Genomic DNA, 24950 nt, shown 5'->3' on the forward strand with positions numbered 1-24950 from the left:
AGTATGAATATGGGCAACGCTTTTTTATATGAGCTAAAAACAATCCGCCATCAACCTTGGTTACAAGCGATGTTGCTGTGGTTGCCATTGATGATGTTTGCTTGCATGTGGTTGGTGTTTTCCAGTGGTACCGCTCATAACTTGCCCATTGGGGTAGTGGATAACGATCATAGTCAGATCTCACGTGGCTTGATTCGCTATTATGATGCTAGCCCAACCTTGGCGGTGACCCAGCAATACACCTCAGTTCAACAAGGCAGCGAAGCATTAAAAAATGTCGATATTTACGCGCTGGTGGTGATCCCGAAAGACGCTTATAAGCAGACGTTATTAGGTGAGTCCCCGACGGTAACCGCATTTTATAATAGCCAATTTATCTTAACGGGTAAGCTTATCAACGCGGCGATGCAACAAGCACAAGGCACCTATAATGCAGGCGTTGAAGTGATGGCATCGCTAAGTAAGGGCAGTACCACTCCGACTCAAGCATTAGCCAAAGCGGTGCCGATACGCAGTCAAATTACACCATTATTTAACAGCAATAGCCACTATGGTCAGTTCTTAGTGTCGGCAGCCATCCCCGCCATTTGGCAGATCATCATGGTCGCCACCACCATTTTAACCATTGCTGTCGAGCAAAAAAAACACGGCCTTGCGACTTGGTTAGGTCAATGTCCTGCCCATAAATTACTGACTAAACTGCTTCCTTATACCGCGATCTATTGGTTGCAAGGTATGGCGTTCTTATGGGGATTGTATGTGTGGCTTGGTTGGCCAATGCATGGCTCGTGGGGGATCTTAATGGCGGCGCAGTTATTAATGGTGATTGCCTGTCAAAGTGTTGGCGCATTGTTTTATATGGTGACGCAAGATGCCACTCGCTCCATGAGTTTTGTGGCGGCATTTACTGCGCCCGCCTTTGCCTTTATGGGGATCACCTTTCCTGCTTCCGATATGCCAGCATTAGCTCAATTTTGGCGCGCATTATTACCCGTCAGTCATTATATCGAACTGCAAGTTAAGCAAGTTAATAATGGGGTCGGATTGATGCAAGCCAGCGATCAATTTTTGGCGCTGTTGAGTTATCTGCTGGTGTTGTTACTGGCGTTATTATGCGCCAAGCGTATTGCGCGTAAGCAACTACAAGTTAATGATAAAGCCATAAAAGAGGCGAACGTATGATCAGCTGGTGGCAAGTGTTTCGCTATGAATGTCGAGCTATTTTTACCAACCCAGCGTTACTACTGACTGTCTTTGGCGGGGTGGTGATGTATTCTTTTTTATATCCTCTACCTTATAGCCAGCAGTTACCGCGTGAACAACAGATTGTGGTGGTCAATTTAGACAATAGCGCCACCAGTCGAGAGCTTGAGCGTATGGTGGATGCCACTCCGCAAGTGAAAATTGTTCAACATGCTTATAGCCTAAAGGACGCACAATCACTGTTCAATCAAGGAGAGGTACACGGGATATTAATGATCCCAAAAAACTTTGCCCGTGATTTATTATTAGGAAAAAGCCCAACCTTAGCCTACGCCGGAGACGCGGCTTACTTTTTGATTTATGGCACTGTGGTCGAAGGGCTAGCCACTGCAGGAGGAACCTTATCGGCCAAGGCCAAAGTGTCACGCATGGTGATGTCGGGTGATAACTTAGTGCTGGCATCGGAGCAATACGCCCCAGTCAAACTTTCAATGCAACCGGTGTTTAACCCCACCAATGGTTACGTCAATTATGTGGTGCCAGCGGTGTTTGTCTTGATCTTGCATCAAACACTATTAATTGCCGCTGGGTTAGTCGGTGGTGAGCAAAATGAATCATGCCGCGCTGGTATTAATGGTTATTGGCAGCGTAGCCGCGCGCTTGATCGCTGGTCGGCGCGCTTAATGATTTTACTGCTCACTTATATTCCACTGGCGCTGTATTACTTTGGTTTCAGTTTTGAGTTTTATGGCATCAGCCGCTTAGCCTCAATCGGTAATATATTGGCGATGCTGATGCCATTTTTAGCCGCCGTGATCGGGTTGGGTATGGTGATGGGTGAGCTGATCCCAAGGCGCGAACTGGCCACCTTAATTGTGGTATTGAGCTCTTTACCTCTGGTATTCTGTGCCGGTTTTATTTGGCCAACCACAGAGTTGCCGTTGGTGTTAAAATACTTAGCTCAATTAGCGCCATCGACTCCTGCTATCAATGGTTTTTTGCGCCTAAATCAAATGGGTGCCAGTTTTACTCAAGTACTGCCGTATTGGGGGTTATTATGGCTGCAAGCCTTTGGCTATGGTGGATTAGCGTTATGGATGATGGCGCGAAAAAGTAAAGGTGATATTTCCGTAGCTAAAAGATCTTAGCTTTGATTAAGGCTTGGATATAAGGAATGATATCTTGCTCAAACCAAGGGTTTTTCTTAAGCCAAATATTGTTTCGTGGTGATGGATGAGGGATCGGAAGATACGTTGGTGCCCATTGTCGCCAAGCTTTAACAGTATCGGTTAAGGTTTTTGGTTTACTGCCTAATTCCGATTGAGTTAAATAATAATTTTGCGCGTATTGACCAATCAATAATGTCATTTCAATATTCGGCAGCTGAGCCAGTAAAGCGTCATGCCATTGTGGTGCACATTCCTTTCTCGGCGCTAAATCGCCACTTTTTCCTTTACCTGGGTAGCAAAAGCCCATCGGCATAATCGCCACTTTTTTAGGGTCATAAAATGTGTCGCTGTCGATATTTAGCCACATACGCAACCGCTCACCACTGGCATCATCAAAAGGCACACCTGACTGGTGAACTTTTATGCCAGGAGCTTGACCAATAATAAGCAGTTTTGCTTCAGGATGCGCTTGCACCACAGGGCGACAACCGTGTTCGAGTGCCGACTCACATATTCGGCACTGTTGGATATCGGTTAATAGGGTCTCAAACTCAATGTTAGTGGTCATTAATACCCTAGCTCAAAATCAATCACATTTTTTAATGCTTGCTGCTGATCAAATAGATGATAATTCTCAGTGAAAATATCCCACACTTGCTCCGGAAAACTGTTGGCCGCAATGTGTGGCGTGATTGTTATGTTTGGGTGCAACCAAAGTGGCGAATCTTGGCTTAGCGGCTCTTCTCGAAACACATCTAAAAACGCATGACTAATTTGCCCACAGTCTAATGCTGCCAATAACGCAGGCTCATCCAAAGTATGACCACGGCCAATATTAAAAAATAACGCCCCATGACAATGCTGAAAAGCAGAATGCGATAATAATTTATCGGTTTGTGGGGTGTTAGGAAGTGCATTGACGACCACATCGGCTTGAGCGAAAGCTCGGTCTAATTGTGCGATAGAGTAAATATGATGAAAGGCATTATTGTCTGGCGCTTGACCGCTGCGATTAACCCCCACCGCTATAAATCCTAATGCCGATACCGCACGCGCAAGTTGATTGCCGATAGAGCCCGTCCCCAAGATCACCATGGTCTTGCCTTTTACCGTGTTATAAGGATGAGGCTGCCACTGTTTGATTTGCTGTTGTTGTTGATAACAACCGAAATGGCGTAGATAGCTCAAACTGTAGCCTAAAACATATTCGCTGATCAGTTGACCGAAAATCCCTTTCACATTGGTCAGTTGGTAGTCTTTACGCACCGACTCTTGAACCAGTGTATCGACACCGGCATAAGTTGCTTGTAACCATATAAGATTAGGAAAGAGCTCAAGTTGGGCCGCCATTTGAGGAGGATCACCTAAAACGATGGTGGCTTGGCTTTTATCATCGGTCAAAACGACATTAGGTAAGTACTGTTGCTGGAAAAAGGTGTGATAAATGTCGGCTTGTTTTGAAGCAATATACAGGTGATGAGGCGATGAGCTTGTTGTTTGAGTAGGACTATTCATTGAATTCTCGCTGCTCCTTGTTTTATTTAGTAAACCGAACCGTTTTACAGTAAACTTCAGCTGTCTTTTTTTGAATCATTATTCGAGTACTTATGCTACAGAATCCATTACAAATTCGTCTAGAAAAATTCGTACCATGGCAGCAAATCACTTTTATGGCTTGCTTGTGTGAGCGTATGTACCCGAACTATGCCTTGTTTTGTAACAATACAGAGTTTGCCGATGCGCGTAAATATCGTGAAATATTAGATAGCGTATGGGAAATCCTGACCGTCAAAACCGCCAAAGTGAACTTTGAACGCCAACTAGAAAAGCTAGAAGAATTAATCCCAAGTTCGGAAGAGTTTGAGTTCTACGCGGTTTATCCTGCGATTGATGCTTGTATTGGCTTATCGACCTTATTGCATGCTTTGCTTGATCGTGAAGATATGTTTGATGACATGATCGAGCTCAGCCAAGTATCGGTGAAAACCGTAGCACAATTAGAGCAAGCACAAGGTGCTGAGCCTATCAATAATGACAATCAAAAAGAAAATGAAGCGGTTTGTCAGGAGTGGGATATTCAGTGGGCATTGTTCCGCCCAATTCGCGAAGCCGATAAGCGCGACGTTGAAATGATCAAAGAGCTGCGGATTGAATTACGTGAAGAAGGGATCAGTAATATTGGAATCGCACTCGATTAACCCTGCGCTCCTTATCCAAAATAAGTGCAATAACATGTTGCACTTATTGCCAAACCTATTATTTATATGAATGCAAATTCAACTGCTTATGACAAAGCGAAATAGCCACTCTTTAGCCTTTTTATCTGAATAACGAAAGGAAAAAAGACAAATTGTGAGTCAATGCTCAAATTCCGGCGAAAAAAGCAACATAAGAACAAAAGAACCCTCACAAACCTTTGCCACACGGGGCATTTATGCTTAAAGTGGCCTTAGATTTCTAATATAAATAAGAAGGGAAACCTAGAATGAACAAGACGCAATTAATTGATGCAATCGCTGAAAAAGCAGACTTATCTAAAGCTCAAGCAAAAGCGGCGCTTGAAGCGACTCTTGGTGGTGTAACGGACGCACTTAAAGATGGTGACCAAGTGCAACTAATTGGTTTTGGTACTTTCAAAATTAATCACCGTGCTGCGCGTGTTGGCCGTAACCCTAAAACGGGTGCAGAAATTCAAATTTCAGCGGCAAACGTACCAGCATTCACAGCCGGTAAAGCATTAAAAGATTCAGTTAAGTAATCTCAATACCACAAGCTATTGCCATTCGCATCTTGCGGTTGTTTAAGTATATAATACGCTGAGTTCTCAACTCGGCGTATTTTTATATGAAGCGTATTATTCTTCCTGCTTTAATCTTAATTACCCTCTCAGGGTGCTCATCTAGTAGTGGTTTATTTAGTGGTAAATTTGCTCGTTCGGTTGAACCATTTAATTGGTCGGCGGGTGAAGTGAATGGCACCACAAAATCTTACTATTGGTTAACGCATTCAGCGACCGAACCTCAATCAGCTTCTGATTATATCGAACTCACCAATGACGCTTGGTATAAATCGAGCTATAAATGGCAAGATGGCACCATTAGCGAGATTGTGCGTGAAGGACAGGCCACGCAAGATGATCACACTTTGCAGCGTTATCTCGTGCATATCCGCTTTAGTGAAAAAGGTGAGGCGATTTACCAACGCTACCGAGTGGGCGACCAAGTCTTACCGTTAAATCAAAAAAGTATCGATGCTTATGTGAACGATGCTAAACATGTGGCATCACAAGTTGAAGAGCTGCATTCCGATGACCAGCAATTGATCCAAGGGGTATGGAATGGGCAAACCTTTGAGTCGTGTGATGGTAGACAATACACCAATGTTGATTTTCAACACTCGGATTTACCGTTAGCGGTGAAAGACCGCATGAATGGCATGAGCAGTTACGCGGCATTTATTGGTGAATCGAACGTCAAGCACAGTTCCATTACCGTAAATAAGCTTATTTCACTGGCCGATGATGATCATGCGTGCATTCAAAGACCGCATTTGAATATGAATTAATGCTGATTCGATCCGGTTTTTAATAATATGGGTAGAAGAGTATTGGTCTGAAACTGGGGCTAAACAGAGTTTCAATTCTCTGATGTATTTAGACATAAATAACCCCCAATGTTGGTTGTCCAACTATCGGGGGTCAGTTCAAAAGTCAGCGCCTTTTGCGTTTCTAAGAGAGATCTTATTGAACGTTCTTATTGATTGTTTCTATTGATCGTTCTGTTCGCGTGCAATTGCGCGGTAACCGATATCGTTACGATGGAACATACCATTCCAACTTACGGTTTTGGTTAGCTCATAAGCTCGCTGCTGCGCTTCTAGTACCGTGTTGCCTAATGCGGTGGCACACAATACGCGTCCACCATTGGTGACCACTTCACCCGCCTCATTATTGCTGGTGCCAGCATGGAAGATTTTCTCTCCTTCGACCGCGTCAGCTGTTGGCAAGTTAATCACATCACCTTTGGCGTAATCGGCAGGGTAACCGCCAGCTGCCAATACAATACCGATTGAAGCGCGTGGATCCCAATGAGACTCAGCTTGATCCAATTTTTCATCAATCGCCATTAAGCACAACTCAACCAAATCGGATTGCATGCGCATCATGATAGGTTGGGTTTCTGGATCGCCAAAGCGGCAGTTGTATTCAATCACTTTTGGTGTGCCGTCGGCCATGATCATTAGGCCAGCGTATAGAAAACCAGTGTAAGGGTAACCTTCTGCATCCATGCCGCGAACGGTCGGATAAATCACTTCTTCCAGTACTCGCTGGTGGATTTCAGGTGTCACGACGGGAGCAGGCGAATAAGCCCCCATGCCGCCAGTGTTTGGACCGGTATCTTTATCGCCAACTCGTTTGTGATCTTGGCTGGTGGCCATTGGCAGTACGCTTGAACCATCGACCATCACGATAAAGCTCGCTTCTTCGCCATCTAAGAACTCTTCGATTACCACCCGGCTACCGGCTTCACCAAAGGCATTGCCAGCCAACATATCTTGAATGGCATCTTCGGCTTCTTGCAGGGTCATGGCAACAATCACGCCTTTACCTGCGGCTAAACCATCGGCTTTAACCACAATCGGAGCGCCTTTTTCGCGCACATAAGCTAGTGCAGGCTCGATTTCAGTAAAGTTAGCATAATCACCGGTTGGGATCTTATGACGGGCTAAGAAGTCCTTAGTGAATGCTTTAGAGCCTTCTAATTGCGCCGCGTCTTTGGTTGGGCCAAAGATCGGTAATTTAGCCGCGCGGAATGCATCCACCACACCAATTACCAATGGCGCTTCTGGGCCAACAATGGTCAGTTCAATGCTGTTGTTTTGGGCAAACTCGACCAAACCTTCAATGTCTTCCACGTCAATGTTGACGTTTTCTAATTTTGGCTCAAGTGCAGTGCCTGCATTACCCGGTGCAATAAACACTTTGTCTACGTCAGGATTTTGTGCCGCTTTCCAGCCTAGCGCATGTTCACGACCGCCGGCACCAATAATTAAAACATTCATTTATTTTTTCCTTTGATAGCTGCGCCCTACATCCTATTTCTGTGTCAAGTGTGCTCATTTATACTTATAAACTCCGCGCACTTTCCTTGAACTAGAATGTAGGGCTTGCTCTAAAATGAAAAATCATTAAAGGGTATTTGTTACCCTAACTTTATAAAATAGTATTGAGTCTTTTTTCAAAATAATTGGGAGTGCTAACAAGGCGACAATCGAGCTTATCCCTATGAGCATAGCTCGCTATGTGATTAGGGTAAGCGAGGGCAGTCAACGCCGTTACCCCCCAATTATAAAATCCAGTTTACTCAAAATAGTTGATGTTGTGGCTAGGCAACAATTGAGCTCATTCTCGGGAGCATAGCTCGCTCTGTGACCGAGGTGAGCGAAAGCCGTTAACAACGCCACAGCACCCAATATGCAGAGTTAAATTAGTGACGGAAATGACGCATCCCAGTAAAGATCATCGCCATGCCATGCTCATCGGCTGCATCCACAATCTCTTGGTCACGCATCGAGCCACCCGGTTGGATCACGCATTTAATGCCGGCTTCGGCTGCCGCATCGATACCATCACGGAATGGGAAGAACGCATCCGATGCCATCACACAACCTTCAACCACTAAACCTTCATCGGCGGCTTTAATGCCGGCGATTTTAGCGGAATAAACGCGGCTCATTTGGCCTGCGCCGACACCGATAGTCATATCACCTTTCGCGTATACAATCGCGTTTGATTTCACGTACTTCGCCACTTTCCAGCAAAATAGTGCATCTTTTAATTCTTCGGCGCTAGGTTGACGTTTCGACATCACTTTTAAGTCGTCAAGTCCAACCATACCTTGGTCACGGTCTTGAACTAGCAAGCCACCATTGACTCGTTTGATGTCGAATTCAGTGGTTTTGCTGTTCCATTGGCCACATTCAAGTAGACGAACGTTTTTCTTCGCTTCAACAATTTTAATCGCTTCAGCAGAAACGCTTGGCGCAATGATCACTTCAACGAACTGACGCTCCACAATCGCTTGAGCCGTTGCGGCATCAAGTTCTTGGTTGAAAGCAATAATGCCGCCAAATGCCGAGGTTGGATCAGTTTGGTAAGCACGGTTGTAAGCTTCTAAAATGTCCTTACCTAGCGCCACACCACAAGGGTTGGCATGCTTAACAATCACACAAGCAGGTTCATTGAATTCTTTCACACACTCAAGCGCAGAATCGGTATCAGCGATGTTGTTGTAAGACAGAGCTTTACCTTGGATTTGACGTGCAGTTGAAACAGAGGCTTCTTGAGCGGCTTTTTCTACATAGAAAGCGGCGGCTTGGTGGCTGTTTTCGCCATAACGCATATCTTGTTTTTTCTCGAACTGTTGATTAAACGTGCGAGGGAATTTGCTTTCGTCGTCGCCTTCTTTATTGTCTCCGTAAGAAGGAACCATAGTGCCGAAGTAGTTCGCGATCATGCCATCGTAAGCAGCAGTGTGCTCAAACGCGGCAATGGCCAAATCGAAACGAGTTTCTAAAGTAAGCGAATTGTCGTGAGCGTCCATTTCACTGATCACGCGAGAGTAATCGTGCGCGTTAACCACAATAGTCACATCTTTATGGTTTTTAGCCGCAGAACGCACCATAGTGGGTCCGCCGATATCGATATTCTCTACCGCATCCGCTAGCATGCAACCTTGTTTAGCAACGGTTTCAGCAAATGGGTAAAGGTTCACCACTACGATATCAATCGGTTTGATGCCGTGGGTTTCCATAATGGCTTCGTCAGTACCGCGACGACCCAATACACCACCGTGAACTTTCGGGTGTAGGGTTTTTACACGGCCATCCATCATTTCAGGGAAACCTGTGTAATCAGACACTTCAGTTGCGGTGATACCACTATCTTGCAATAGTTTGAACGTGCCACCTGTGGATAGGATTTCGACATCACGTTGAACCAGCGATTGAGCGAATTCAACAATACCAGTTTTATCAGAAACGCTGATTAGAGCGCGACGAATTGGGCGAGCGTTTTGCATGGCTTCCATATTCCTTAAATCATGAATTTAAAACAAAGAAAGATATTTGCCAAAGTGATGCTTGTGACTGCAATGGAATCTAGCTCGATCACCGTCAAATGGACCACTTTGGTAAATACCTTTTCGCAACCTTTGACTGCGAACGTTGGCTATATCAATCCAAGATTTGATGGCGCACATTCTAACGAACTTCTGATCAAAAAGCTCGCGCAATCGTTTGGCTTTTTATTTTTATGGTTAAACTTAAGCAATAACAATAGTGTTGAAGCTGGCTTGATTAATCACCTTTGAATAAATCACGGAAGAAATGCCCTGTGCTTTTGGCGGCATCACGGGTGTTGTGACCAATGTCGGTGGCAGTTTGTTTGGTCTCATTTTTGACTTGTTGCTGCTCTTGTTTGCTTGAGCAAGCGCCTAATGCCAATACGATAAAAAACAAAGATATAAATTTAATGCGCATTAATACTGATCCTTATTATCAGGGAAATTCAGTCAGAATAGCGCTAAATGCACTTGCTGTTAAGGCGGTTAAGCGGAGCCTCTTAGCAGTAATGACGGTTTTATGTGAATACTTTGTCTTGGTGCGAGCGGTGTCGTAAGTTTTCGAGCCATTAATTTAGCAGTTTGATAGCCAATTTCCTCTGTTGGGGTGTGGATCATACTTAATGCTGGGCGGGTGAGTTCGGTTTCTGGTGCATTATCAAAGCCTAATAAAGCCACTTGTTGGCCAATGTAGTTATCTTGTCCTATGCTTTTACCTGCCAATTGCGCTCCATATAAAGCCCCAATCGCAGTGGCTGGGCGATGGCATAAAATAGCGGTAATTTTAGGGTGTTTGTTGAGCAATTGATGGGTAACCTCAACCGCCGATGCTTGGCTTAAGCTGCATTCTACGATCCAATCATTTTTAAAGGGTAAGCCGTATTGCATCAAAGTCGAGCAATAACCGCCAATGCGTTCGGCGCGAGTCAGGGATTCGCCACCACCACCCACATACGCAATATGACGGTGACCTTGGGCGATCAAATGCTCGGTCGCCATTTTTGCCGCCAGAGTGTTATCTGGGCCGACATAATCAATATCTGCGCCGGTTTCGGAGCGCGCAATGCTGATCACTGGAATATTGGCTTGGTGGATCAAATCCAAACTGGCGTTAATTGCTTCGCGAACCGGAGATAAAATAATACCCGCGACACCTTGTTGGATCATCGATTGAATGCACTGCAATTGTTTCTCTTTGCTATTACCCGATTGAGCTAAAAACAACATGTAACCTTGACGTTCGAGTTGGTCGCTAATGCCAGAGGTGATCCCCATATAAAACGGATCGGTGATGTCTCGCACTACTAAGCCGATTAAATTGGATTGGTGAGAACGTAAATTCGCCGCAGCGGTGTTGCGCACATAATTGAGCGCTTCAATCGCATGATTGACCTTGGTGATTGTCGTGTCAGAAATTCTGCCTTTACCGCTTAATACCAAAGAGACGGTGGAGACAGAAACGCCAGCGTATTTAGCAACATCAGTTATTTTGGCTTTTTTTATGTCCATGCTTGGGTAATGATTCTTTAATATTGGTCTGAAAAGGTCGATTCTTTTAGCTCGATCACAAAACCAAATGATGATTGTTTTTAAGCCAGAGTTCCGTGATCAAAGCGGAAAAAAAAATAGATAAAACGTTTTATCCTGCGCCACATAGTAATGAGATACAGATTTAAAGCCACACAGCAGTGCTGATATTGAACATCAGATTCGAATCGGCATTTTTTATGCTTAATTTGATAAAACGTTTTATCAACTATTTTTTGAAATATTGTCAGGGGTGACAAACCATGTCTAAAGCACAGAAAAAAACCACAATTTGGGAGTTTTTCCAGAGTCTTGGGAAAACCTTTATGCTGCCGGTCGCGCTATTGGCGTTCTCGGGTATTTTACTTGGGATCGGCAGTTCTTTGTCGAGCGCAGCGGTAAAAGAGAGCCTGCCTTTCCTTGATAACTTTGTTCTGCAATTAATCTTTATGTGGATGACCAAAATTGGTCTAGTCGCATTTGTTTACTTGCCAGTGATGTTTGCGGTTGCGATTCCGCTAGGTCTTGCGCGTGAAGAGAAAGGCGTAGCCGCATTTGCCGGTTTTGTGGGTTTTGCTGCCATGAACTTGTCGGTCAACTTCTACTTAACGGTCGCGGGCGTACTAGGCAATCCAACATTAGAAAAAGCTTACAGCGTCAGTTCGGTAATTGGTACTCAATCAATTGATACTGGTATTTTAGGCGCAGTGATCGTCGGTATTATCGTGGCGAAACTGCATGCCCGTTTTTACACTTATAAGATGCCAGATGCGTTGGCTTTCTTTGGCGGCGCGCGTTTTGTTCCTATCATCACCGCTTTAGTATTAGGTATTGTTGGTCTTATTGTTCCTATCGTATGGCCATATTTTGCGATGGGGATTAATGGTATCGGGTCGGTCATCTCTCATTCTGGTCCATTTGGTCCGTTCTTATTTGGTACTGGTGAGCGCTTACTATTGCCATTTGGCTTGCACCATATACTGGTAGCACTGATTCGCTTTACCGAAGCGGGCGGTACTTTCCAAGTGTGTGGTAATGAAGTGAACGGCGCATTGAATATTTTCTACGCCCAATTATCTTGCCCAACGGTGACCCATTTTGATCCACAAGCCACCGCTTTCTTATCGCAAGGTAAAATGCCAACCTTCTTAGGGGGGCTGCCTGGCGCGGCATTGGCAATGTACCATTGTGCTCGCCCTGAAAATCGCGGCAAAGTAAAAGCATTGCTACTGTCAGGTGTGGTGGCGTGTATTGTCGGTGGTATCACCGAGCCACTAGAATTCTTATTCTTGTTTGTGTCTCCAGTGTTGTTCTTTGTCCACGCTATCATGACCGGTTTAGGCTTTATGGTGATGGGTTTACTTGGCGTCACTATAGGTAATACCGACGGTAACATTATCGACTTCTTGATCTTCGGCGTGCTGCAAGGCACCAAAACAGAATGGTACTTAGTTCCGTTAGTGGCCGCAGTTTGGTTTGCGATGTACTACGGCGTGTTCCGCTTTGCCATTACCCGCTTCAACTTGAAAACTCCTGGTCGTGAAGCAGAAACCAATGAAGAGTTGGCGTTTGTGGTAGAGTCTGGCGATAAAACCTTAAGCTATAAAGGCGACATTATTTTGGCCGCTCTTGGTGGTACTGCCAATATCACATCACTTGATAACTGTATTACTCGCCTACGGATGTCGGTTGAAGATATGAGCCTAGTCAATGATGCCGTTCTTAAAGCCAATGGCGCATTGGGTGTAGTGAAGCTTGATGAAAATAACCTACAAGTGGTGATTGGTCCGCAAGTGCATATGGTGAAAAACGAAATGCAATCTTTGATGAAAGGATAAGCCGCTAAAGTCAGAGCTAGAATCATACTTTAGCTCTGACTTACTATTCCTACAGAAGTAACATTATAAGCGATCAATATTGAGCATAGAGAAAAGTGTAAAAGGTCATGGATGGGACAGCGTCTTTTTGGCATGTTCAAATTGCTCGGTGTTAATTGGTATGGTTATTAGTGACCGTTTTAACTTTTTGATTTTTTTGTTCAGAGGTAAGTATGTTTGATTTTTCCAAAGTGGTGGATCGCCACGGCACTTTTTGCACTCAATGGGATTATGTTGAAGACCGTTTTGGTCATGCCGATTTATTGCCTTTTACTATCTCTGATATGGATTTTGAAACTGCGCCTTGTGTGTTGCAAGCCGTCAAAACCAGAATGGAACATGGTGTACTCGGCTACAGTCGTTGGAATCATGCTGAGTTTAAATCGGCAGTAACAGGATGGTTTGCGAAGCGTTATCAAGCGAAATTAGACAATGAGGCTTTGGTGTATGGTCCTTCGGTGATCTACATTATTTCGCAACTTATCCAACAATGGAGTCAACCGGGTGACGGTGTGTTAGTGCACACTCCGGCTTACGATGCCTTTAACAATATGCTGTCGGCTAACTATCGGCAAATGCTGACCAGTCCATTGCTTAAAGTAAATGGCAGCTATGAGATTGATTGGCCGCAGTTTGAAGCTCAAGTAGCATTACCACAATGTAAAATATTATTATTATGCAGCCCGCAAAATCCGACTGGACGAGTGTGGACTAAAAAAGAACTTAAACGAATAGCGGATATTTGCCAGCGCCATAAAGTTAAAGTGATCTCCGATGACATCCACATGGACATGGCATTTGAGCGCTACATTCCCTGGTCTGAAGTCGCGCTTGATTCACAATGGGCCTTGGTCAGTTCCGGTTCTAAATCGTTTAATATCCCAGCTTTAACGGGGGCGTATGCGTTTATTCCTGATGCGGATAATCGAGAAGCGTACCTTACTCAACTAAAAGCGGCGCATGGTTTGTCATCACCGTCTATTTTAGGAGTGATTGCCCATATCTCTGCTTACCAGCAAGGCGATGAATGGCTGGACGCACTCAAAACCTATCTGCATAGCAACTTAACTTATGTGGCAGAGCGTTTAAAATCTGAAGTGCCACAGTTGAATTATCAAGTCCCCCAAGGCACCTATTTGGCGTGGCTCGACTTGAATCCACTCAATATTGATATGGATGAACTGCAACGAATTTTGATCGAGGATTATAAAGTTGCCATTATGCGTGGCGATACCTATGGCAAAGAAGGCGAAGGTTATATTCGCTTAAATGTCGGTTGCCCGCTTAGCAAAGTCGAAACTGGAATCAATGCCTTAATAGGTGCGATTAAGCAGTTAATCTATTAGTAGTTAATTAGTAATCAATAAACTAGCGGTAAAGGAAAATATGATGGCTTGGATGGATAAGCTCAAAGCAAAATTGAATAGCGTGTCAGAGCAACAAGATTTTAGTTACTTAACCACGCTACCGGATGCTGAGTTAAAGGCGTTAACCACCGATGGTGAAGCTAAAGCTGAAAAACATGCCGCACAACAAGAATTATTGAGAAGGGCGCTGAAGGGAAAGTGAAGCTTGATTGATATTCATCGACAAAAAAACCGCATCCAATGAATGCGGTTTTTTAGGGTTTCATTAAGCGTAATGCTTAGTTCATGCCATATTTCTTAAGTTTCTTGCGCAGTGTACCGCGGTTGATACCCATCATGTTTGCAGCGCGAGTTTGGTTACCGCGAGTGTATTGCATAACCATATCAAGCATTGGTTGCTCAACTTCTGCTAGTACTAATTCGTATAATTCAGTCACGTCTTGGCCGTTTAATTGCGCAAGATAGTTTTTTAAAGACGCTTTTACAGAGTCACGTAGTGGTTTCTGTGTGATTTGGTCTTGTGATGTAACAGTCGTAACTGTTAGTGGTTCTGAAGTCAGGTTTTGTTCGAACATAATTAGTCTTAGCTCTTTTTTGATAGTTATAATGCAACGTATACCCGTCGTATTTGAAGCTGCAGCGTTGTTGATGGCATTCACTCACCCTAATCACATAGACGAGCTATGTTCATAGGGCTTCGTTCACTTGTCGCCTAGCTGCAAGAGTTTAAATACTCTTGGTATAAAAATAATTTCTCAGCACATCAAGTTGCTGATCGGCATCCTCGATGGCATTGAAAGCACGGCGGAAGTCACCCGCTAGGTCATGTTCTTTTAGATACCAACCCACATGCTTACGAGCAATGCGAGGGCCTAGAAACTCACCATAAAATTCATGGAGGGCTTGAACGTGACCAATAAGAATCGCTTGCACTTCTTCTGTTGGAAGCGGTGGCAAGTGTTCTCCCGTGGTTAAAAAATGTTGGATTTGATTAAAAATCCACGGCTTACCTTGGGCCGGTCTGCCTATCATTAGAGCGTCGGCACCAGTGTAATCCAGCACATATTTGGCTTTTTCTGGGCTATCAATATCACCGTTAGCAATAACAGGGATAGAAATAGCGCGTTTGACCGCTCTAATGCTGTCGTATTCTGCGTCACCTTTGTACATGCAGGCTTTGGTTCTCCCATGGAGTGCCAGTGCTTGTATGCCACATTGTTCGGCCATTTTCGCAACATCAACACAGTTCTTATTGTCTGTGTCCCATCCTGTGCGCGTTTTAAGTGTCACGGGGACATCAACTGCTTTAACTACCGCAGTGAGAATTTGTTCAATTATCTCTGGGTATTGCAGTAACGCGGAGCCTGCGAGTTTCTTATTTACTTTTTTGGCTGGGCAACCCATGTTGATGTCGATGATTTGCGCACCGTTTTCAACACTAATTTGCGCAGCCTGTGCCATTAGTTGTGGGTCGGCTCCTGCAATTTGTACACTGCGAATGCCCGATTCGCCTTCATGTACCATGCGTTGAAGCGATTTGGTGGTGTTCCAAACTTTGGGGTTAGAGGACATCATTTCACTGACGGCCATTCCTGCCCCATACCGAAGACACAATTCACGAAACGGTCTATCGGTTACACCAGCCATCGGTGCCACGATTAAGTTGTTCGGTAATTGATAGTGTCCGATCTTCAAAACAACACCTCTATTCTTTGCTCTTTACTAGGGCTTCTGGTGGATGCTCTAGCGCCAATTACATCGAATATAGTTCTATTAGCAAGGGCGCGCATTTTACGCATTTTTTCGGGGCGTGAAAAGACTAATATTTGAGCATTTGGCAAATATTTTCGCAAATTGCCTATTTTTCAGTCGATTAGCCCCGAATTTGAATTTTAATTCTTTTGCGCTGTGTAATTAATCAGGCTTTTTTTGTCCTGAGACGCGGCACCACTCTTGTTGCGAGATAATTGGGTCTAAATTGAATTGCTCGGCGTAATAGGTCGCAACGTCTTCGGCTTGTGAATCTAAGATGCCAGACATGGCCAAGAAACCACTTGGTTTGACTAAGCTTGAGATAACACCTGAAAGCTCGCGTAATGGCCCTGCAAGGATATTTGCTACCACTACATCAGCAATTAAGCCTTCTGGTTGGTCTTGCGGTAGGAACAGTTCAAGTTGGTCGGCAACATCATTGCGTTTGGCATTTTCAATTGAGGCAACAATCGCTTGTGGATCGATATCAATACCAATCACTTTCGCTGCGCCGAGTTTAATCGCTGCGATGGCTAAAATGCCAGAACCACAACCAAAGTCGATCACGGTTTTGCCTTTAAGGTCGAGCCCGTCTAGCCATTCTAAACAGACGGCAGTAGTAGGGTGAGTACCAGTACCAAATGCCAAGCCCGGATCGAGCATCACATTAACAGCGGTTGGATCGGGTACATCACGCCAGCTTGGGCAAATCCATAAACGCTCACCAAATTGCATTGGGTGGAAGTTGTCCATCCATTCACGTTCCCAGTCTTTATCTTCAATCTGTTCTACTTTATGAGCAAAATCTGCCGCGAGCATATTGCTGGCTTTGATTTGGCTAAGAACTAACTGGGTGTCAATTTCTGCATCGTACAGCGCTAAGATATCAGTCTCGCCCCATAAACGTGTTTCACCAGGTAGTGGCTCAAAAATAGGGGTGTCTTTAGCGTCAAGGAAAGTGACCGACAGTGCGCCAGTATCTTCCATTAACATGTCACCAATCGCTTCTGCGTTGGCTTTGGTAGCATTAAGTTTAATTTGGATCCAAGGCATGATGAACTCACTTGTTGGTTGAGTGGTACCCTTTGTATGGGTGTGTTAACGGTCATAAGCCCCGTCATTCCTGATAATTCGTCCCTAGTTTCCGGTATGACGATAGAAAACATCGTCATCCCGTACATGAGCCTAAGCGAAGAAGATACGGGATCTCGCTTTTAAAATAGTAATACAACTTAAAGTGAGATTCCGGATAACTCGTTCTTCATTTCGGAATGATGGAGCTGTAATTATTAAGTTACTGTTATTTAGTACTCGTGAAGCAATTATACGGGCTAATATAGCTTATGTGGCTGTTGGTTATCTGAAATAGTCGTTTTATTTTTATCATTTGGCTTGAGTTTGCTGCCAATAATAAAGGCGATTAACCCCAAGGCGAGGCTCGGTACGATGGCGTGTACACCTGCCATATCCGGTTTTAAGGTACTCATTGCAATATAACTGACGAGTCCTGTCAGCATAGAAGCAAATGCTCCGGTAGCCGAGGCATTTTTCCAGTAAAGCCCTAAAACTAACGGCCAAAGAAATACCGACTGTAAACTGCCGAATGCCAATAAGTTAAGCCAGATGATCATATCCGGTGGATTTAATGCGGCCACAAACACTAAGGCCGAGAAAATACCGGTGACCCATAACGATAGCTTCGGTAGGGTCTTTTCGGCGGCTTCCCCTTCGGCAATCGATGGATTGATGTAGTTGATGTACAAATCTTTTAATAACGTGGCCGAGGCTTGGATCAATTGTGAATCAATCGTCGACATAATTGCCGCCATGGGACCGGCTAAGAAAATTCCGGCCACCACTGGTGGTAATACCGTGATCATTAAGGTCGGCATGATTTGATCTGGGTTGGCAATATCCGGCACGATGGCGCGGCCAAATGCGCCCGCCAGATGCATGCCAAACATCAGCAAGGCAACCATAATCGTGCTTACCACCATGGCTTTATGCAGTGAGGCGCTGTCCTTGTAGGCCATGCAGCGTACTGCAGCATGAGGCAGACCAATCACACCAAAGCAGACCAAGATCCAAAAACTGAGCATAAAGGGCTGACTTAAAAAATGATTGGGTCCGTAAGGGGTGACTAAAGCCGGATCGATATGATGCATTTTGGTCACAATTTCGCCGATACTGCCGCCGGCGTGAACAATGCCAATCAGTAGCGCAATGGTGCCGATGAGCATCATGATGCCTTGCAAAGTGTCGGTCATTACCACCGCGCGAAAACCGCCAATGGTGGTGTACAAACCAACCGTAATGGCAAACAACATTAAACCATGAGTGTAAGATAATCCGGTGACGGTTTGCAGTAGGCGAGCACCACCAACAAACTGCACTACCATAGTGCCAAAAAAGGCCAGTAATAATGCCAAGGAGGCAAAGATCACCACTCCTCGGTTTTGATAACGGGCATACAACATATCATTCAAAGTCAGGGCGTTATGTTTACGAGCTTCAATCGCAAACTTCTTGCCTAATACGCCTAGCGTTAACCAGCTAGCAGGCAATTGGATCATGGCAAGCAAAACCCAACCTAACCCCATGGTATACGCGGCACCGGGACCACCGATAAACGAGCTGGCGCTGGCATAAGTGGCGGCAAGGGTCATGGCAAGCACAAAGCCTCCCATACTACGGCCACCCATTAAGTATTCGTTTAAAAAACCTTGTTTATTGGTGTTGCGTCCACTCCAATACGCCAAAGCAAATACCGCGCATAAGTAGATGACTAATGGGATAAGAATTTGATTATTCATGCTGGTCTTCTTGTGCTGGCGAGCTTTGCGCTTGTGGGTCAGGCTCTATTTCTAATGACATATCCTGATAGATCCATTTTACCATGGCGGCGCACAATAAAGTGAATACGATAGGGCCGACGATGCAAGCCATTAAAAACCATAATGGAAAGCCGAAATAGAGGGTTGGCATTGCTTGAATATTATCGGCAGCTGGAGCCAAGCCGTAAGCAGAAAGGTACCACCAAACAAAATAAGCCAACGCTAAGCCGACGGCCCATTTGGCTTCTTTATGCGCTTGTTGATAACGCGCCGAGAGTGTTTTCATGGTTGGAGAACCTTTATGACAAAAGTGAGGGGTGGAAAAGGCGGCTATTTTTACAAACAATGAAGAGAAAGACAAATAAAGGGCGAGCTTTAATTTCCCTAAGTGCCGATGGAGCATTTCAACAACTTGTCGCAAGCAAGGATCCTAGTGAGATTGAAGCCAATAAAAAAGCGAACCCGATAAAGAGTTCGCTTTTTTTTGCTTCTTATGAGGCTTTAATTGTAACCACTAAAGCCTAAAGTTCAGCGCTATTTATTGCATTCCAAGTTTCTTCTCAAGGTAGTGAATATTGGCACCACCATGTTGGAAGTTTTCATCGTTCATGATGATAAATTGCAGAGGAATGTTTGTCTTGATGCCATCAATGATGGTTTCGCCTAAGGCATTCTTCATACGAGCAATCGCCACGTCACGGTTTTCACCGAATGTGATCAATTTACCAATCATTGAATCGTAATGTGGCGGTACAGTATAACCAGCATACACATGTGATTCCCAACGAACGCCCATGCCACCAGGTGGGTGGAAGTGGTCGATTTTACCTGGGCAAGGTAGGAAGCGAACCGGATCTTCAGCATTGATACGACATTCAATCGCATGGCCACGGATCTTAATATCATCTTGAGTAAACGATAATGGTTGGCCAGCAGCAATACGCAATTGCTCTTTGATCAAATCAATACCAGTTACCATTTCGGTTACTGGGTGCTCAACCTGAATACGGGTATTCATTTCAATAAAGTAGAACTCGCCGTTTTCATATAGGAATTCAAAAGTACCTGCGCCACGATAGTTGATCTCGATACAAGCACGAGTACAGCGCTCACCAATGTATTTACGCATTTCTTCAGTAATACCTGGTGCTGGAGCTTCTTCCACCACTTTTTGGTGACGACGTTGCATAGAACAATCGCGCTCACCTAAGTGGATTGCGCCACCTTGACCATCAGCTAATACTTGAACTTCAATGTGACGTGGGTTTTCAAGGTATTTCTCCATGTAAACCATATCGTTATTGAAGAACGATTTTGCTTCAGAGCGTGTCATTGCAATGGCTTCAACCAGATCAGAATCTTTATGAACCACGCGCATACCACGACCACCGCCGCCACCAGAGGCTTTGATGATCACTGGGTAACCAATGCGTTTAGCAAAAGCACGGTTACGAGCATCATCATCGTCCAATGGACCATCAGAACCCGGTACACAAGGTACGCCGGCTTTTTTCATTGCGGTAATAGCTGATACTTTGTCGCCCATTAAGCGAATGGTTTCCGCTTTAGGACCAACAAAAACAAAACCTGATTGTTCAACTTGCTCAGCAAAGTCGGCGTTTTCAGAGAGAAAACCGTAGCCTGGGTGAATGGCTACTGCGCCAGTCACTTCTGCCGCCGCAATGATGCGAGGAACATTGAGGTAACTGTCGGTGCTGCGAGCTGGACCAATACAAATGGTTTCATCTGCCAGCAATACGTGTTTTAAATCACGGTCAGCGGTTGAGTGAATAGCAACGGTTTTGATGCCTAATTCTTTACATGCGCGAAGAATACGGAGGGCAATTTCACCTCGGTTCGCGATGACTAATTTATCTAGCATTTATTTTGCCTCTTAAATCGATGCGACTATTCAATAATAACAAGTGGTTGATCAAATTCGATCGCTTGGCCATCTTCGGCTAGGATTGCTTTGATCACTCCTGATTTGTCGGCTTCAATTTGGTTCATCATTTTCATTGCTTCAACGATACAGATGGTTTGACCCGCTTCTACCGTTTGGCCGATTTCGATGAAAGATTTAGCTTCAGGGCTTGGTGAGCGGTAGAAAGTACCGACCATTGGTGAGAGTACTTTATGACCGGTTTCAACTGGCGCTACAGGCGCTTCAGCGATAACCGCAACTGGTGCCGCAGGGGCAGGCGTTGCAACCGGTGCTGGCGCTTGTGCATATTGAACAGGCGCAGCAGGAGCGGCTTGTGCGCTGTAACGATTGATTCGTACTGATTCTTCACCTTCAGAGATTTCAAGTTCCGCGATGCCAGATTCTTCAACTAGCTCGATTAACTTTTTGATTTTGCGAATGTCCATAATAAATTCTCTATGTGTTTAATTGTTCAGTTTATAGTTGGCGTTATGACCAACCGAAGTAATGATATTGACCGCAATAGGACTGAGACTAATAGCCATCGATAGTGAGTTATGTACTCAATACCGGATGTGATTATTTCTGTGTCAGTGCCTGATAAGCCGCCGATAATGCAAATTGATAACCTTGAGCGCCTAAACCACAAATTACCCCGACCGCTTTATCGGACAGGTAAGAGTGATGGCGGAAAGGTTCTCGAGCGTGCACATTTGATAAGTGCACTTCGATAAACGGGATGTTGACCCCAAGTAGGGCATCACGTAGCGCCACGCTGGTATGAGTGAAAGCTGCTGGATTGATAATAATAAAATCAATGGTGCTATGCGCGGCATGGATCGCTTCAATCAATTCGTACTCACGATTTGATTGCAGATGAGACAGTTCAATGTTCAGTTCTTGAGCTTGGGTTTCTAGATCCGAAACAATATCGGCTAAAGTGTGCGAACCATAATGAGCGGGTTCACGTAAGCCTAATAAATTTAGATTTGGGCCATTTAAGACCAGAACTCGCAAGTTTGCTGCCATCATGAAGCTAATATCCATCAAAGTGAATGTAAAATGCATCTTGTCATAAAATTGATACATTGCTAACTAAGATAGCAAAAAAAACCGAGACTGCACCAATTAATTTGCCCGATTATAGCGAAATCACAGCAAATCGCAGCAAAATACTGGTCTAATCACTTATTTTGTTTGTTTTTTGCGCGTAGGTTGATTGGTTTATGAGTAATTTGTTTGCGATTTTGAGCGGCTTCCTAAGGTCATGATGTGAGGGTTTTAGCGGGATAATCGACCAATGTTCAAAATTATTAATGATCTTTGATTGGACAAAAAAAATCAGACTACCGTTAAGTAGTCCGATTTAAATGATATTAACAAATCGATGGAAATAGGGGAATTACACCAATTTCGCTTGCTCTTCGATAAGTTTATCCACCACACTTGGGTCGGCTAGAGTCGAGGTGTCACCTAAGTTACCGGTGTCGCCGGTGGCAATTTTACGCAGAATTCGACGCATAATTTTACCGGAACGCGTTTTTGGTAATGAATCGGTCCAGTGCAATACATCGGGCGTGGCGATTGGACCAATCTCTTTTCGTACCCAATCTTTGACTTCCTTATGCAATTCAGCCGATGGGAACTCGCCATCATTTAAGGTGATATAAGCGTATATGGCTTGGCCTTTAATGTCGTGGGGAACACCAACTATTGCCGCTTCAGCAATTTTATCAAACGCCACTAATGCCGATTCAATTTCAGCGGTCCCCATTCGGTGACCAGAGACGTTAAGTACATCATCGACACGGCCAGTGATCCAATAATAACCATCTTCATCACGACGAGCACCATCACCTGTGGTGTACATGCCTTTAAAGGTCGAGAAGTAAGTTTGCTCAAAACGCTCATGATCGCCATAAATGGTACGCATTTGTCCCGGCCATGAATCGGTGATCACCAAGTTACCTTCGGCTGCACCTTCAATAATATTGCCTTCGTTATCCACCAATGCCGGTTGCACGCCAAAGAATGGTCGCGTCGCTGAACCTGGTTTTAGATCGGTGGCACCTGGTAGTGGTGAAATTAATACCCCACCGGTTTCGGTTTGCCACCAAGTATCGACAATAGGGCAGCGCTCATCACCAATGGTTTTGTAGTACCACTCCCACGCTTCTGGATTAATCGGTTCACCCACCGAACCCATAATACGTAAACTTGAACGATCGGTGCCTTTAATCGCTTCATCGCCTTTTGCCATTAAAGCGCGAATGGCAGTAGGAGCGGTGTAAAGAATATTCACTTGATGCTTATCGACCACTTCGCTCATGCGACTGGTGTGTGGGTAGTTTGGCACCCCTTCAAATAAAATGGTTTTAGCACCATTGGCTAGTGGGCCGTAGACTAAGTAAGTATGACCGGTGATCCAACCGACATCGGCAGTACACCAGAACACTTCGCCTTCTTGGTAATCAAATACATATTTAAAAGTCATAGTGGCATACACAAGATAGCCGCCAGTGGTGTGTAATACCCCTTTGGGTTTGCCCGTTGAGCCTGAAGTGTAAAGAATAAATAGCGGATCTTCTGCGTTCATCGCTTCAGGTTCGCATACTGGCGAGGCTTGTTCGGTTGCTTCATGCCACCAAACGTCACGCTCGCTATTCCATTCAACTTCGCCACCGGTGCGTTTAAATACCACCACACTACGCACATTAGTATCAGGATTGTTTAATGCCGCATCTACGTTGGCTTTAAGTGGCACCGCGCGGCCACCACGAACGCCTTCATCGGCGGTGATCACCACTTGAGAGTTTGAGTCAATAATACGACCCGAAAGCGCTTCAGGAGAGAAGCCACCAAATACCACGGTATGAATGGCGCCAATACGCGTACAAGCCAGCATTGCGACGGCCGCTTCTGGCACCATTGGCATATACAGACAAACTACGTCGCCTTTCTTTACGCCTTGGGCTTTTAATACATTGGAAAAACGACACACTTTGTCATGCAGTTGATTAAAGGTGATCAGCTCATCATCATTGGGATCATCGCCTTCCCAAATAATGGCTACTTCATCGCCGCGTTCGGCTAAATGACGATCAATACAGTTCGCCGAGACATTGAGTTTGCCATCTTCAAACCATTTTATCCCAACATTTCCCGGCTCGAATGAGGTGCTTTTCACTTGAGTGAAGGGTTCGATCCAATCTAGAATTTTGCCATGCTTGCCCCAAAAGCCTTGTGGGTCATTGACTGACTCTTGGTACATAGATAAGTAAGTGTCGCTATCTGCGTGAGTGGTCTTTTGGATATTGTCTTTGACCGGATGAATATGTACTTCACTCATGGTTCTCTCCTTGGATGAGTCAGACTGCTATTAAGTGGTTTCTTTTTTCTATGGGTTAACTTTCTGCTTATCCTCACCTTTCGACAATTAGACTTTAGGATTAGAAATTGAATTTATTGGTTTTTTTATGGTGGGAATCACACTAAATAAATCGAGATCAGGCGGATATTTAACGAACTTTGTTAATGAGCAACAAAAGGGCTGGGTTGAGAACCGTGAGTCAGACGTACATAAATCAGCGCCGCAGTGATGGTATCTTGCAATGCATCATGGCGTTGTTGCAACGGCAAATCGAGGTGGCGACAAATGGTATCTAAGCTTAAATCAAAATAGGCATTGGGTAATAATCGCTCCAAACGTTGATGATATAAATGGCTGACTTCGATTAATGTATTGGGCAATGGAAAACCTAAGTGCTTTTTACACGCGCGGTCTAAAATCGCCTTGTCGTAGCGAATATGATAGCCAACCAAAGGACGATTGCCGATAAAGGCGAGTAGGGCTTTAATGCCATCAATTTCATCATAGCCATTATTTAGATCATGGTGACGTAAATGATGGATCTTTATCGAACCTTGATCGAGAGATTGCGGCGCTTTAAGGCGAATATGAAACGGCTGGCTAGTGATGATCTTGTTGTCGATGATCTTAGTGGCGGCGATCGTCACCAACTCTGCTTGATCCGGATTTAAACTGGTGGTTTCACAGTCGAGCGAAATGTATTCCTTTAAGGCTGTGCTGCTGGGATGTTGAGGTCGGAAAAGATATTGGTATTCAGATCCTTTCAGCCGATAGAGCCAATATAGCCGTTGTAATGCGTTCACGAC

25 protein-coding genes are annotated in these 24950 nt (G+C 44.7%); 9 read left to right on the top strand and 16 right to left on the bottom strand.

Annotated elements, in window-relative coordinates:
• Positions 1-3 precede the first annotated feature (3 nt).
• Both GFB47_RS00570 and GFB47_RS00575 read left to right on the top strand, forming a co-directional pair.
• Positions 4-1182 carry an ABC transporter permease gene (locus tag GFB47_RS00570; RefSeq protein WP_153445673.1) on the top strand — a complete coding sequence of 393 codons (1179 nt, stop codon included), beginning with the start codon at positions 4-6 and terminating at the stop codon, positions 1180-1182.
• Positions 1182-2351 carry an ABC transporter permease gene (locus GFB47_RS00575; protein ID WP_153448092.1) on the top strand — a complete coding sequence of 390 codons (1170 nt, stop codon included), beginning with the start codon at positions 1182-1184 and terminating at the stop codon, positions 2349-2351. The genes GFB47_RS00570 and GFB47_RS00575 overlap by 1 nt, the downstream gene beginning before the upstream one ends.
• Here the strand turns inward: GFB47_RS00575 and GFB47_RS00580 are convergent.
• Both GFB47_RS00580 and GFB47_RS00585 read right to left on the bottom strand, forming a co-directional pair.
• On the bottom strand, positions 2338-2940 hold the full coding sequence (locus GFB47_RS00580) for a uracil-DNA glycosylase family protein (protein ID WP_153445675.1): 603 nt from the start codon (positions 2938-2940) through the stop codon (positions 2338-2340). The genes GFB47_RS00575 and GFB47_RS00580 overlap by 14 nt on opposite strands.
• Positions 2940-3887, bottom strand: coding sequence for a D-2-hydroxyacid dehydrogenase (locus GFB47_RS00585; protein WP_153445676.1), 948 nt, complete (start codon positions 3885-3887; stop codon positions 2940-2942). The genes GFB47_RS00580 and GFB47_RS00585 overlap by 1 nt, the downstream gene beginning before the upstream one ends.
• Positions 3888-3979: 92 nt before the next feature.
• On the opposite strand from GFB47_RS00585, the gene GFB47_RS00590 reads away from it, so the two are divergent.
• From GFB47_RS00590 to GFB47_RS00600, 3 genes are all read left to right on the top strand, one after another.
• Positions 3980-4570 carry a YjaG family protein gene (locus GFB47_RS00590; protein WP_153445678.1) on the top strand — a complete coding sequence of 197 codons (591 nt, stop codon included), beginning with the start codon at positions 3980-3982 and terminating at the stop codon, positions 4568-4570.
• Positions 4571-4857: 287 nt separating this feature from the next.
• Entirely contained in the window at positions 4858-5130 is a 273-nt protein-coding gene (locus tag GFB47_RS00595; RefSeq protein ID WP_153445693.1) for an HU family DNA-binding protein, read from the top strand.
• Between the two features lie 86 nt (positions 5131-5216).
• Positions 5217-5936 carry a DUF1481 domain-containing protein gene (locus GFB47_RS00600; RefSeq protein WP_153445710.1) on the top strand — a complete coding sequence of 240 codons (720 nt, stop codon included), beginning with the start codon at positions 5217-5219 and terminating at the stop codon, positions 5934-5936.
• A 201-nt stretch (positions 5937-6137) separates the two neighbouring features.
• On the opposite strand, the gene purD is transcribed toward GFB47_RS00600, so the two are convergent.
• The 4 genes from purD to malI form a co-directional block, all read right to left on the bottom strand.
• Positions 6138-7433 carry a phosphoribosylamine--glycine ligase gene (gene purD, locus GFB47_RS00605; protein WP_153445712.1) on the bottom strand — a complete coding sequence of 432 codons (1296 nt, stop codon included), beginning with the start codon at positions 7431-7433 and terminating at the stop codon, positions 6138-6140.
• Positions 7434-7858: 425 nt separating this feature from the next.
• Positions 7859-9451 carry a bifunctional phosphoribosylaminoimidazolecarboxamide formyltransferase/IMP cyclohydrolase gene (gene purH / locus GFB47_RS00610; RefSeq protein WP_153445714.1) on the bottom strand — a complete coding sequence of 531 codons (1593 nt, stop codon included), beginning with the start codon at positions 9449-9451 and terminating at the stop codon, positions 7859-7861.
• A gap of 277 nt (positions 9452-9728) precedes the next feature.
• The gene (locus GFB47_RS00615) at positions 9729-9911 is read right to left on the bottom strand and encodes a hypothetical protein (protein WP_153445715.1); all 183 of its coding nucleotides are present in this window, start codon (positions 9909-9911) and stop codon (positions 9729-9731) included.
• Positions 9912-9979: 68 nt separating this feature from the next.
• Complete coding sequence (malI, locus tag GFB47_RS00620) at positions 9980-11002, bottom strand: Mal regulon transcriptional regulator MalI (RefSeq protein ID WP_153445716.1); 1023 nt, start codon at positions 11000-11002, stop codon at positions 9980-9982.
• A gap of 281 nt (positions 11003-11283) precedes the next feature.
• Here malI and malX point away from each other — a divergent pair, with 281 nt between their 5' ends.
• The 3 genes from malX to GFB47_RS00635 all read left to right on the top strand — a co-directional run bounded on the left by malX (position 11284) and on the right by GFB47_RS00635 (position 14466).
• Complete coding sequence (gene malX / locus GFB47_RS00625) at positions 11284-12858, top strand: maltose/glucose-specific PTS transporter subunit IIBC (protein WP_153445717.1); 1575 nt, start codon at positions 11284-11286, stop codon at positions 12856-12858.
• Between the two features lie 212 nt (positions 12859-13070).
• A complete protein-coding gene (locus GFB47_RS00630) occupies positions 13071-14243 on the top strand; it encodes a MalY/PatB family protein (RefSeq protein ID WP_153445719.1) in 1173 nt (390 codons plus the stop codon).
• Between the two features lie 40 nt (positions 14244-14283).
• Positions 14284-14466 carry a hypothetical protein gene (locus tag GFB47_RS00635; RefSeq protein ID WP_153445721.1) on the top strand — a complete coding sequence of 61 codons (183 nt, stop codon included), beginning with the start codon at positions 14284-14286 and terminating at the stop codon, positions 14464-14466.
• A gap of 76 nt (positions 14467-14542) precedes the next feature.
• Here the strand turns inward: GFB47_RS00635 and fis are convergent, their stop codons facing one another.
• From fis to GFB47_RS00660, 5 genes are all read right to left on the bottom strand, one after another.
• Positions 14543-14839, bottom strand: a complete 297-nt coding sequence (fis, locus tag GFB47_RS00640) for a DNA-binding transcriptional regulator Fis (protein WP_017026575.1) — start codon at positions 14837-14839, stop codon at positions 14543-14545.
• Positions 14840-14990: 151 nt separating this feature from the next.
• On the bottom strand, positions 14991-15959 hold the full coding sequence (gene dusB / locus GFB47_RS00645; RefSeq protein ID WP_153445723.1) for a tRNA dihydrouridine synthase DusB: 969 nt from the start codon (positions 15957-15959) through the stop codon (positions 14991-14993).
• Positions 15960-16178: 219 nt separating this feature from the next.
• Complete coding sequence (prmA, locus tag GFB47_RS00650) at positions 16179-17069, bottom strand: 50S ribosomal protein L11 methyltransferase (protein ID WP_153445725.1); 891 nt, start codon at positions 17067-17069, stop codon at positions 16179-16181.
• Positions 17070-17347: 278 nt separating this feature from the next.
• The gene (panF, locus tag GFB47_RS00655) at positions 17348-18829 is read right to left on the bottom strand and encodes a sodium/pantothenate symporter (RefSeq protein ID WP_153445727.1); all 1482 of its coding nucleotides are present in this window, start codon (positions 18827-18829) and stop codon (positions 17348-17350) included.
• A complete protein-coding gene (locus tag GFB47_RS00660; protein WP_153445728.1) occupies positions 18822-19136 on the bottom strand; it encodes a YhdT family protein in 315 nt (104 codons plus the stop codon). Before GFB47_RS00660 ends, panF begins: the two co-directional genes overlap by 8 nt.
• Here GFB47_RS00660 and GFB47_RS00665 point away from each other — a divergent pair.
• Positions 19127-19375 (top strand): hypothetical protein, encoded by a 249-nt coding sequence (locus GFB47_RS00665; RefSeq protein ID WP_153445730.1) that lies wholly within the window; start codon positions 19127-19129, stop codon positions 19373-19375. The two genes, GFB47_RS00660 and GFB47_RS00665, sit on opposite strands and share 10 nt — an antisense overlap.
• 13 nt (positions 19376-19388) lie before the next feature.
• Here the strand turns inward: GFB47_RS00665 and accC are convergent, their stop codons facing one another.
• From accC to GFB47_RS00690, 5 genes are all read right to left on the bottom strand, one after another.
• Positions 19389-20732 (bottom strand): acetyl-CoA carboxylase biotin carboxylase subunit, encoded by a 1344-nt coding sequence (accC, locus tag GFB47_RS00670; RefSeq protein WP_153445732.1) that lies wholly within the window; start codon positions 20730-20732, stop codon positions 19389-19391.
• 26 nt (positions 20733-20758) lie between these two features.
• Complete coding sequence (gene accB, locus GFB47_RS00675) at positions 20759-21220, bottom strand: acetyl-CoA carboxylase biotin carboxyl carrier protein (RefSeq protein WP_153445734.1); 462 nt, start codon at positions 21218-21220, stop codon at positions 20759-20761.
• Positions 21221-21353: 133 nt separating this feature from the next.
• On the bottom strand, positions 21354-21803 hold the full coding sequence (gene aroQ / locus GFB47_RS00680) for a type II 3-dehydroquinate dehydratase (protein ID WP_153448093.1): 450 nt from the start codon (positions 21801-21803) through the stop codon (positions 21354-21356).
• A 373-nt stretch (positions 21804-22176) separates the two neighbouring features.
• Positions 22177-24123 carry an acetate--CoA ligase gene (gene acs / locus GFB47_RS00685; RefSeq protein WP_153445735.1) on the bottom strand — a complete coding sequence of 649 codons (1947 nt, stop codon included), beginning with the start codon at positions 24121-24123 and terminating at the stop codon, positions 22177-22179.
• A gap of 182 nt (positions 24124-24305) precedes the next feature.
• Positions 24306-24947 carry a 3'-5' exonuclease gene (locus GFB47_RS00690; RefSeq protein ID WP_153445737.1) on the bottom strand — a complete coding sequence of 214 codons (642 nt, stop codon included), beginning with the start codon at positions 24945-24947 and terminating at the stop codon, positions 24306-24308.
• Positions 24948-24950: the final 3 nt, after the last annotated feature.

Origin of the sequence: Vibrio algicola (genome assembly GCF_009601765.2) — a bacterium.
GTDB lineage: Bacteria > Pseudomonadota > Gammaproteobacteria > Enterobacterales > Vibrionaceae > Vibrio > Vibrio algicola.

Bases quoted from the DNA above. Each gene is read 5' to 3' on its own strand.
- GFB47_RS00570 (WP_153445673.1), top strand. From the start codon at position 4: ATGAATATGGGCAACGCTTTTTTATATGAGCTAAAAACAATCCGCCAT.
- GFB47_RS00580 (WP_153445675.1), bottom strand. From the start codon at position 2,940: ATGACCACTAACATTGAGTTTGAGACCCTATTAACCGATATCCAACAG.
- GFB47_RS00585 (WP_153445676.1), bottom strand. From the start codon at position 3,887: ATGAATAGTCCTACTCAAACAACAAGCTCATCGCCTCATCACCTGTAT.
- GFB47_RS00590 (WP_153445678.1), top strand. From the start codon at position 3,980: ATGCTACAGAATCCATTACAAATTCGTCTAGAAAAATTCGTACCATGG.
- GFB47_RS00595 (WP_153445693.1), top strand. From the start codon at position 4,858: ATGAACAAGACGCAATTAATTGATGCAATCGCTGAAAAAGCAGACTTA.
- GFB47_RS00600 (WP_153445710.1), top strand. From the start codon at position 5,217: ATGAAGCGTATTATTCTTCCTGCTTTAATCTTAATTACCCTCTCAGGG.
- purD (WP_153445712.1), bottom strand. From the start codon at position 7,433: ATGAATGTTTTAATTATTGGTGCCGGCGGTCGTGAACATGCGCTAGGC.
- purH (WP_153445714.1), bottom strand. From the start codon at position 9,451: ATGCAAAACGCTCGCCCAATTCGTCGCGCTCTAATCAGCGTTTCTGAT.
- GFB47_RS00615 (WP_153445715.1), bottom strand. From the start codon at position 9,911: ATGCGCATTAAATTTATATCTTTGTTTTTTATCGTATTGGCATTAGGC.
- malI (WP_153445716.1), bottom strand. From the start codon at position 11,002: ATGGACATAAAAAAAGCCAAAATAACTGATGTTGCTAAATACGCTGGC.
- malX (WP_153445717.1), top strand. From the start codon at position 11,284: ATGTCTAAAGCACAGAAAAAAACCACAATTTGGGAGTTTTTCCAGAGT.
- GFB47_RS00630 (WP_153445719.1), top strand. From the start codon at position 13,071: ATGTTTGATTTTTCCAAAGTGGTGGATCGCCACGGCACTTTTTGCACT.
- GFB47_RS00635 (WP_153445721.1), top strand. From the start codon at position 14,284: ATGATGGCTTGGATGGATAAGCTCAAAGCAAAATTGAATAGCGTGTCA.
- fis (WP_017026575.1), bottom strand. From the start codon at position 14,839: ATGTTCGAACAAAACCTGACTTCAGAACCACTAACAGTTACGACTGTT.
- prmA (WP_153445725.1), bottom strand. From the start codon at position 17,069: ATGCCTTGGATCCAAATTAAACTTAATGCTACCAAAGCCAACGCAGAA.
- panF (WP_153445727.1), bottom strand. From the start codon at position 18,829: ATGAATAATCAAATTCTTATCCCATTAGTCATCTACTTATGCGCGGTA.
- GFB47_RS00660 (WP_153445728.1), bottom strand. From the start codon at position 19,136: ATGAAAACACTCTCGGCGCGTTATCAACAAGCGCATAAAGAAGCCAAA.
- accC (WP_153445732.1), bottom strand. From the start codon at position 20,732: ATGCTAGATAAATTAGTCATCGCGAACCGAGGTGAAATTGCCCTCCGT.
- accB (WP_153445734.1), bottom strand. From the start codon at position 21,220: ATGGACATTCGCAAAATCAAAAAGTTAATCGAGCTAGTTGAAGAATCT.
- aroQ (WP_153448093.1), bottom strand. From the start codon at position 21,803: ATGGCAGCAAACTTGCGAGTTCTGGTCTTAAATGGCCCAAATCTAAAT.
- acs (WP_153445735.1), bottom strand. From the start codon at position 24,123: ATGAGTGAAGTACATATTCATCCGGTCAAAGACAATATCCAAAAGACC.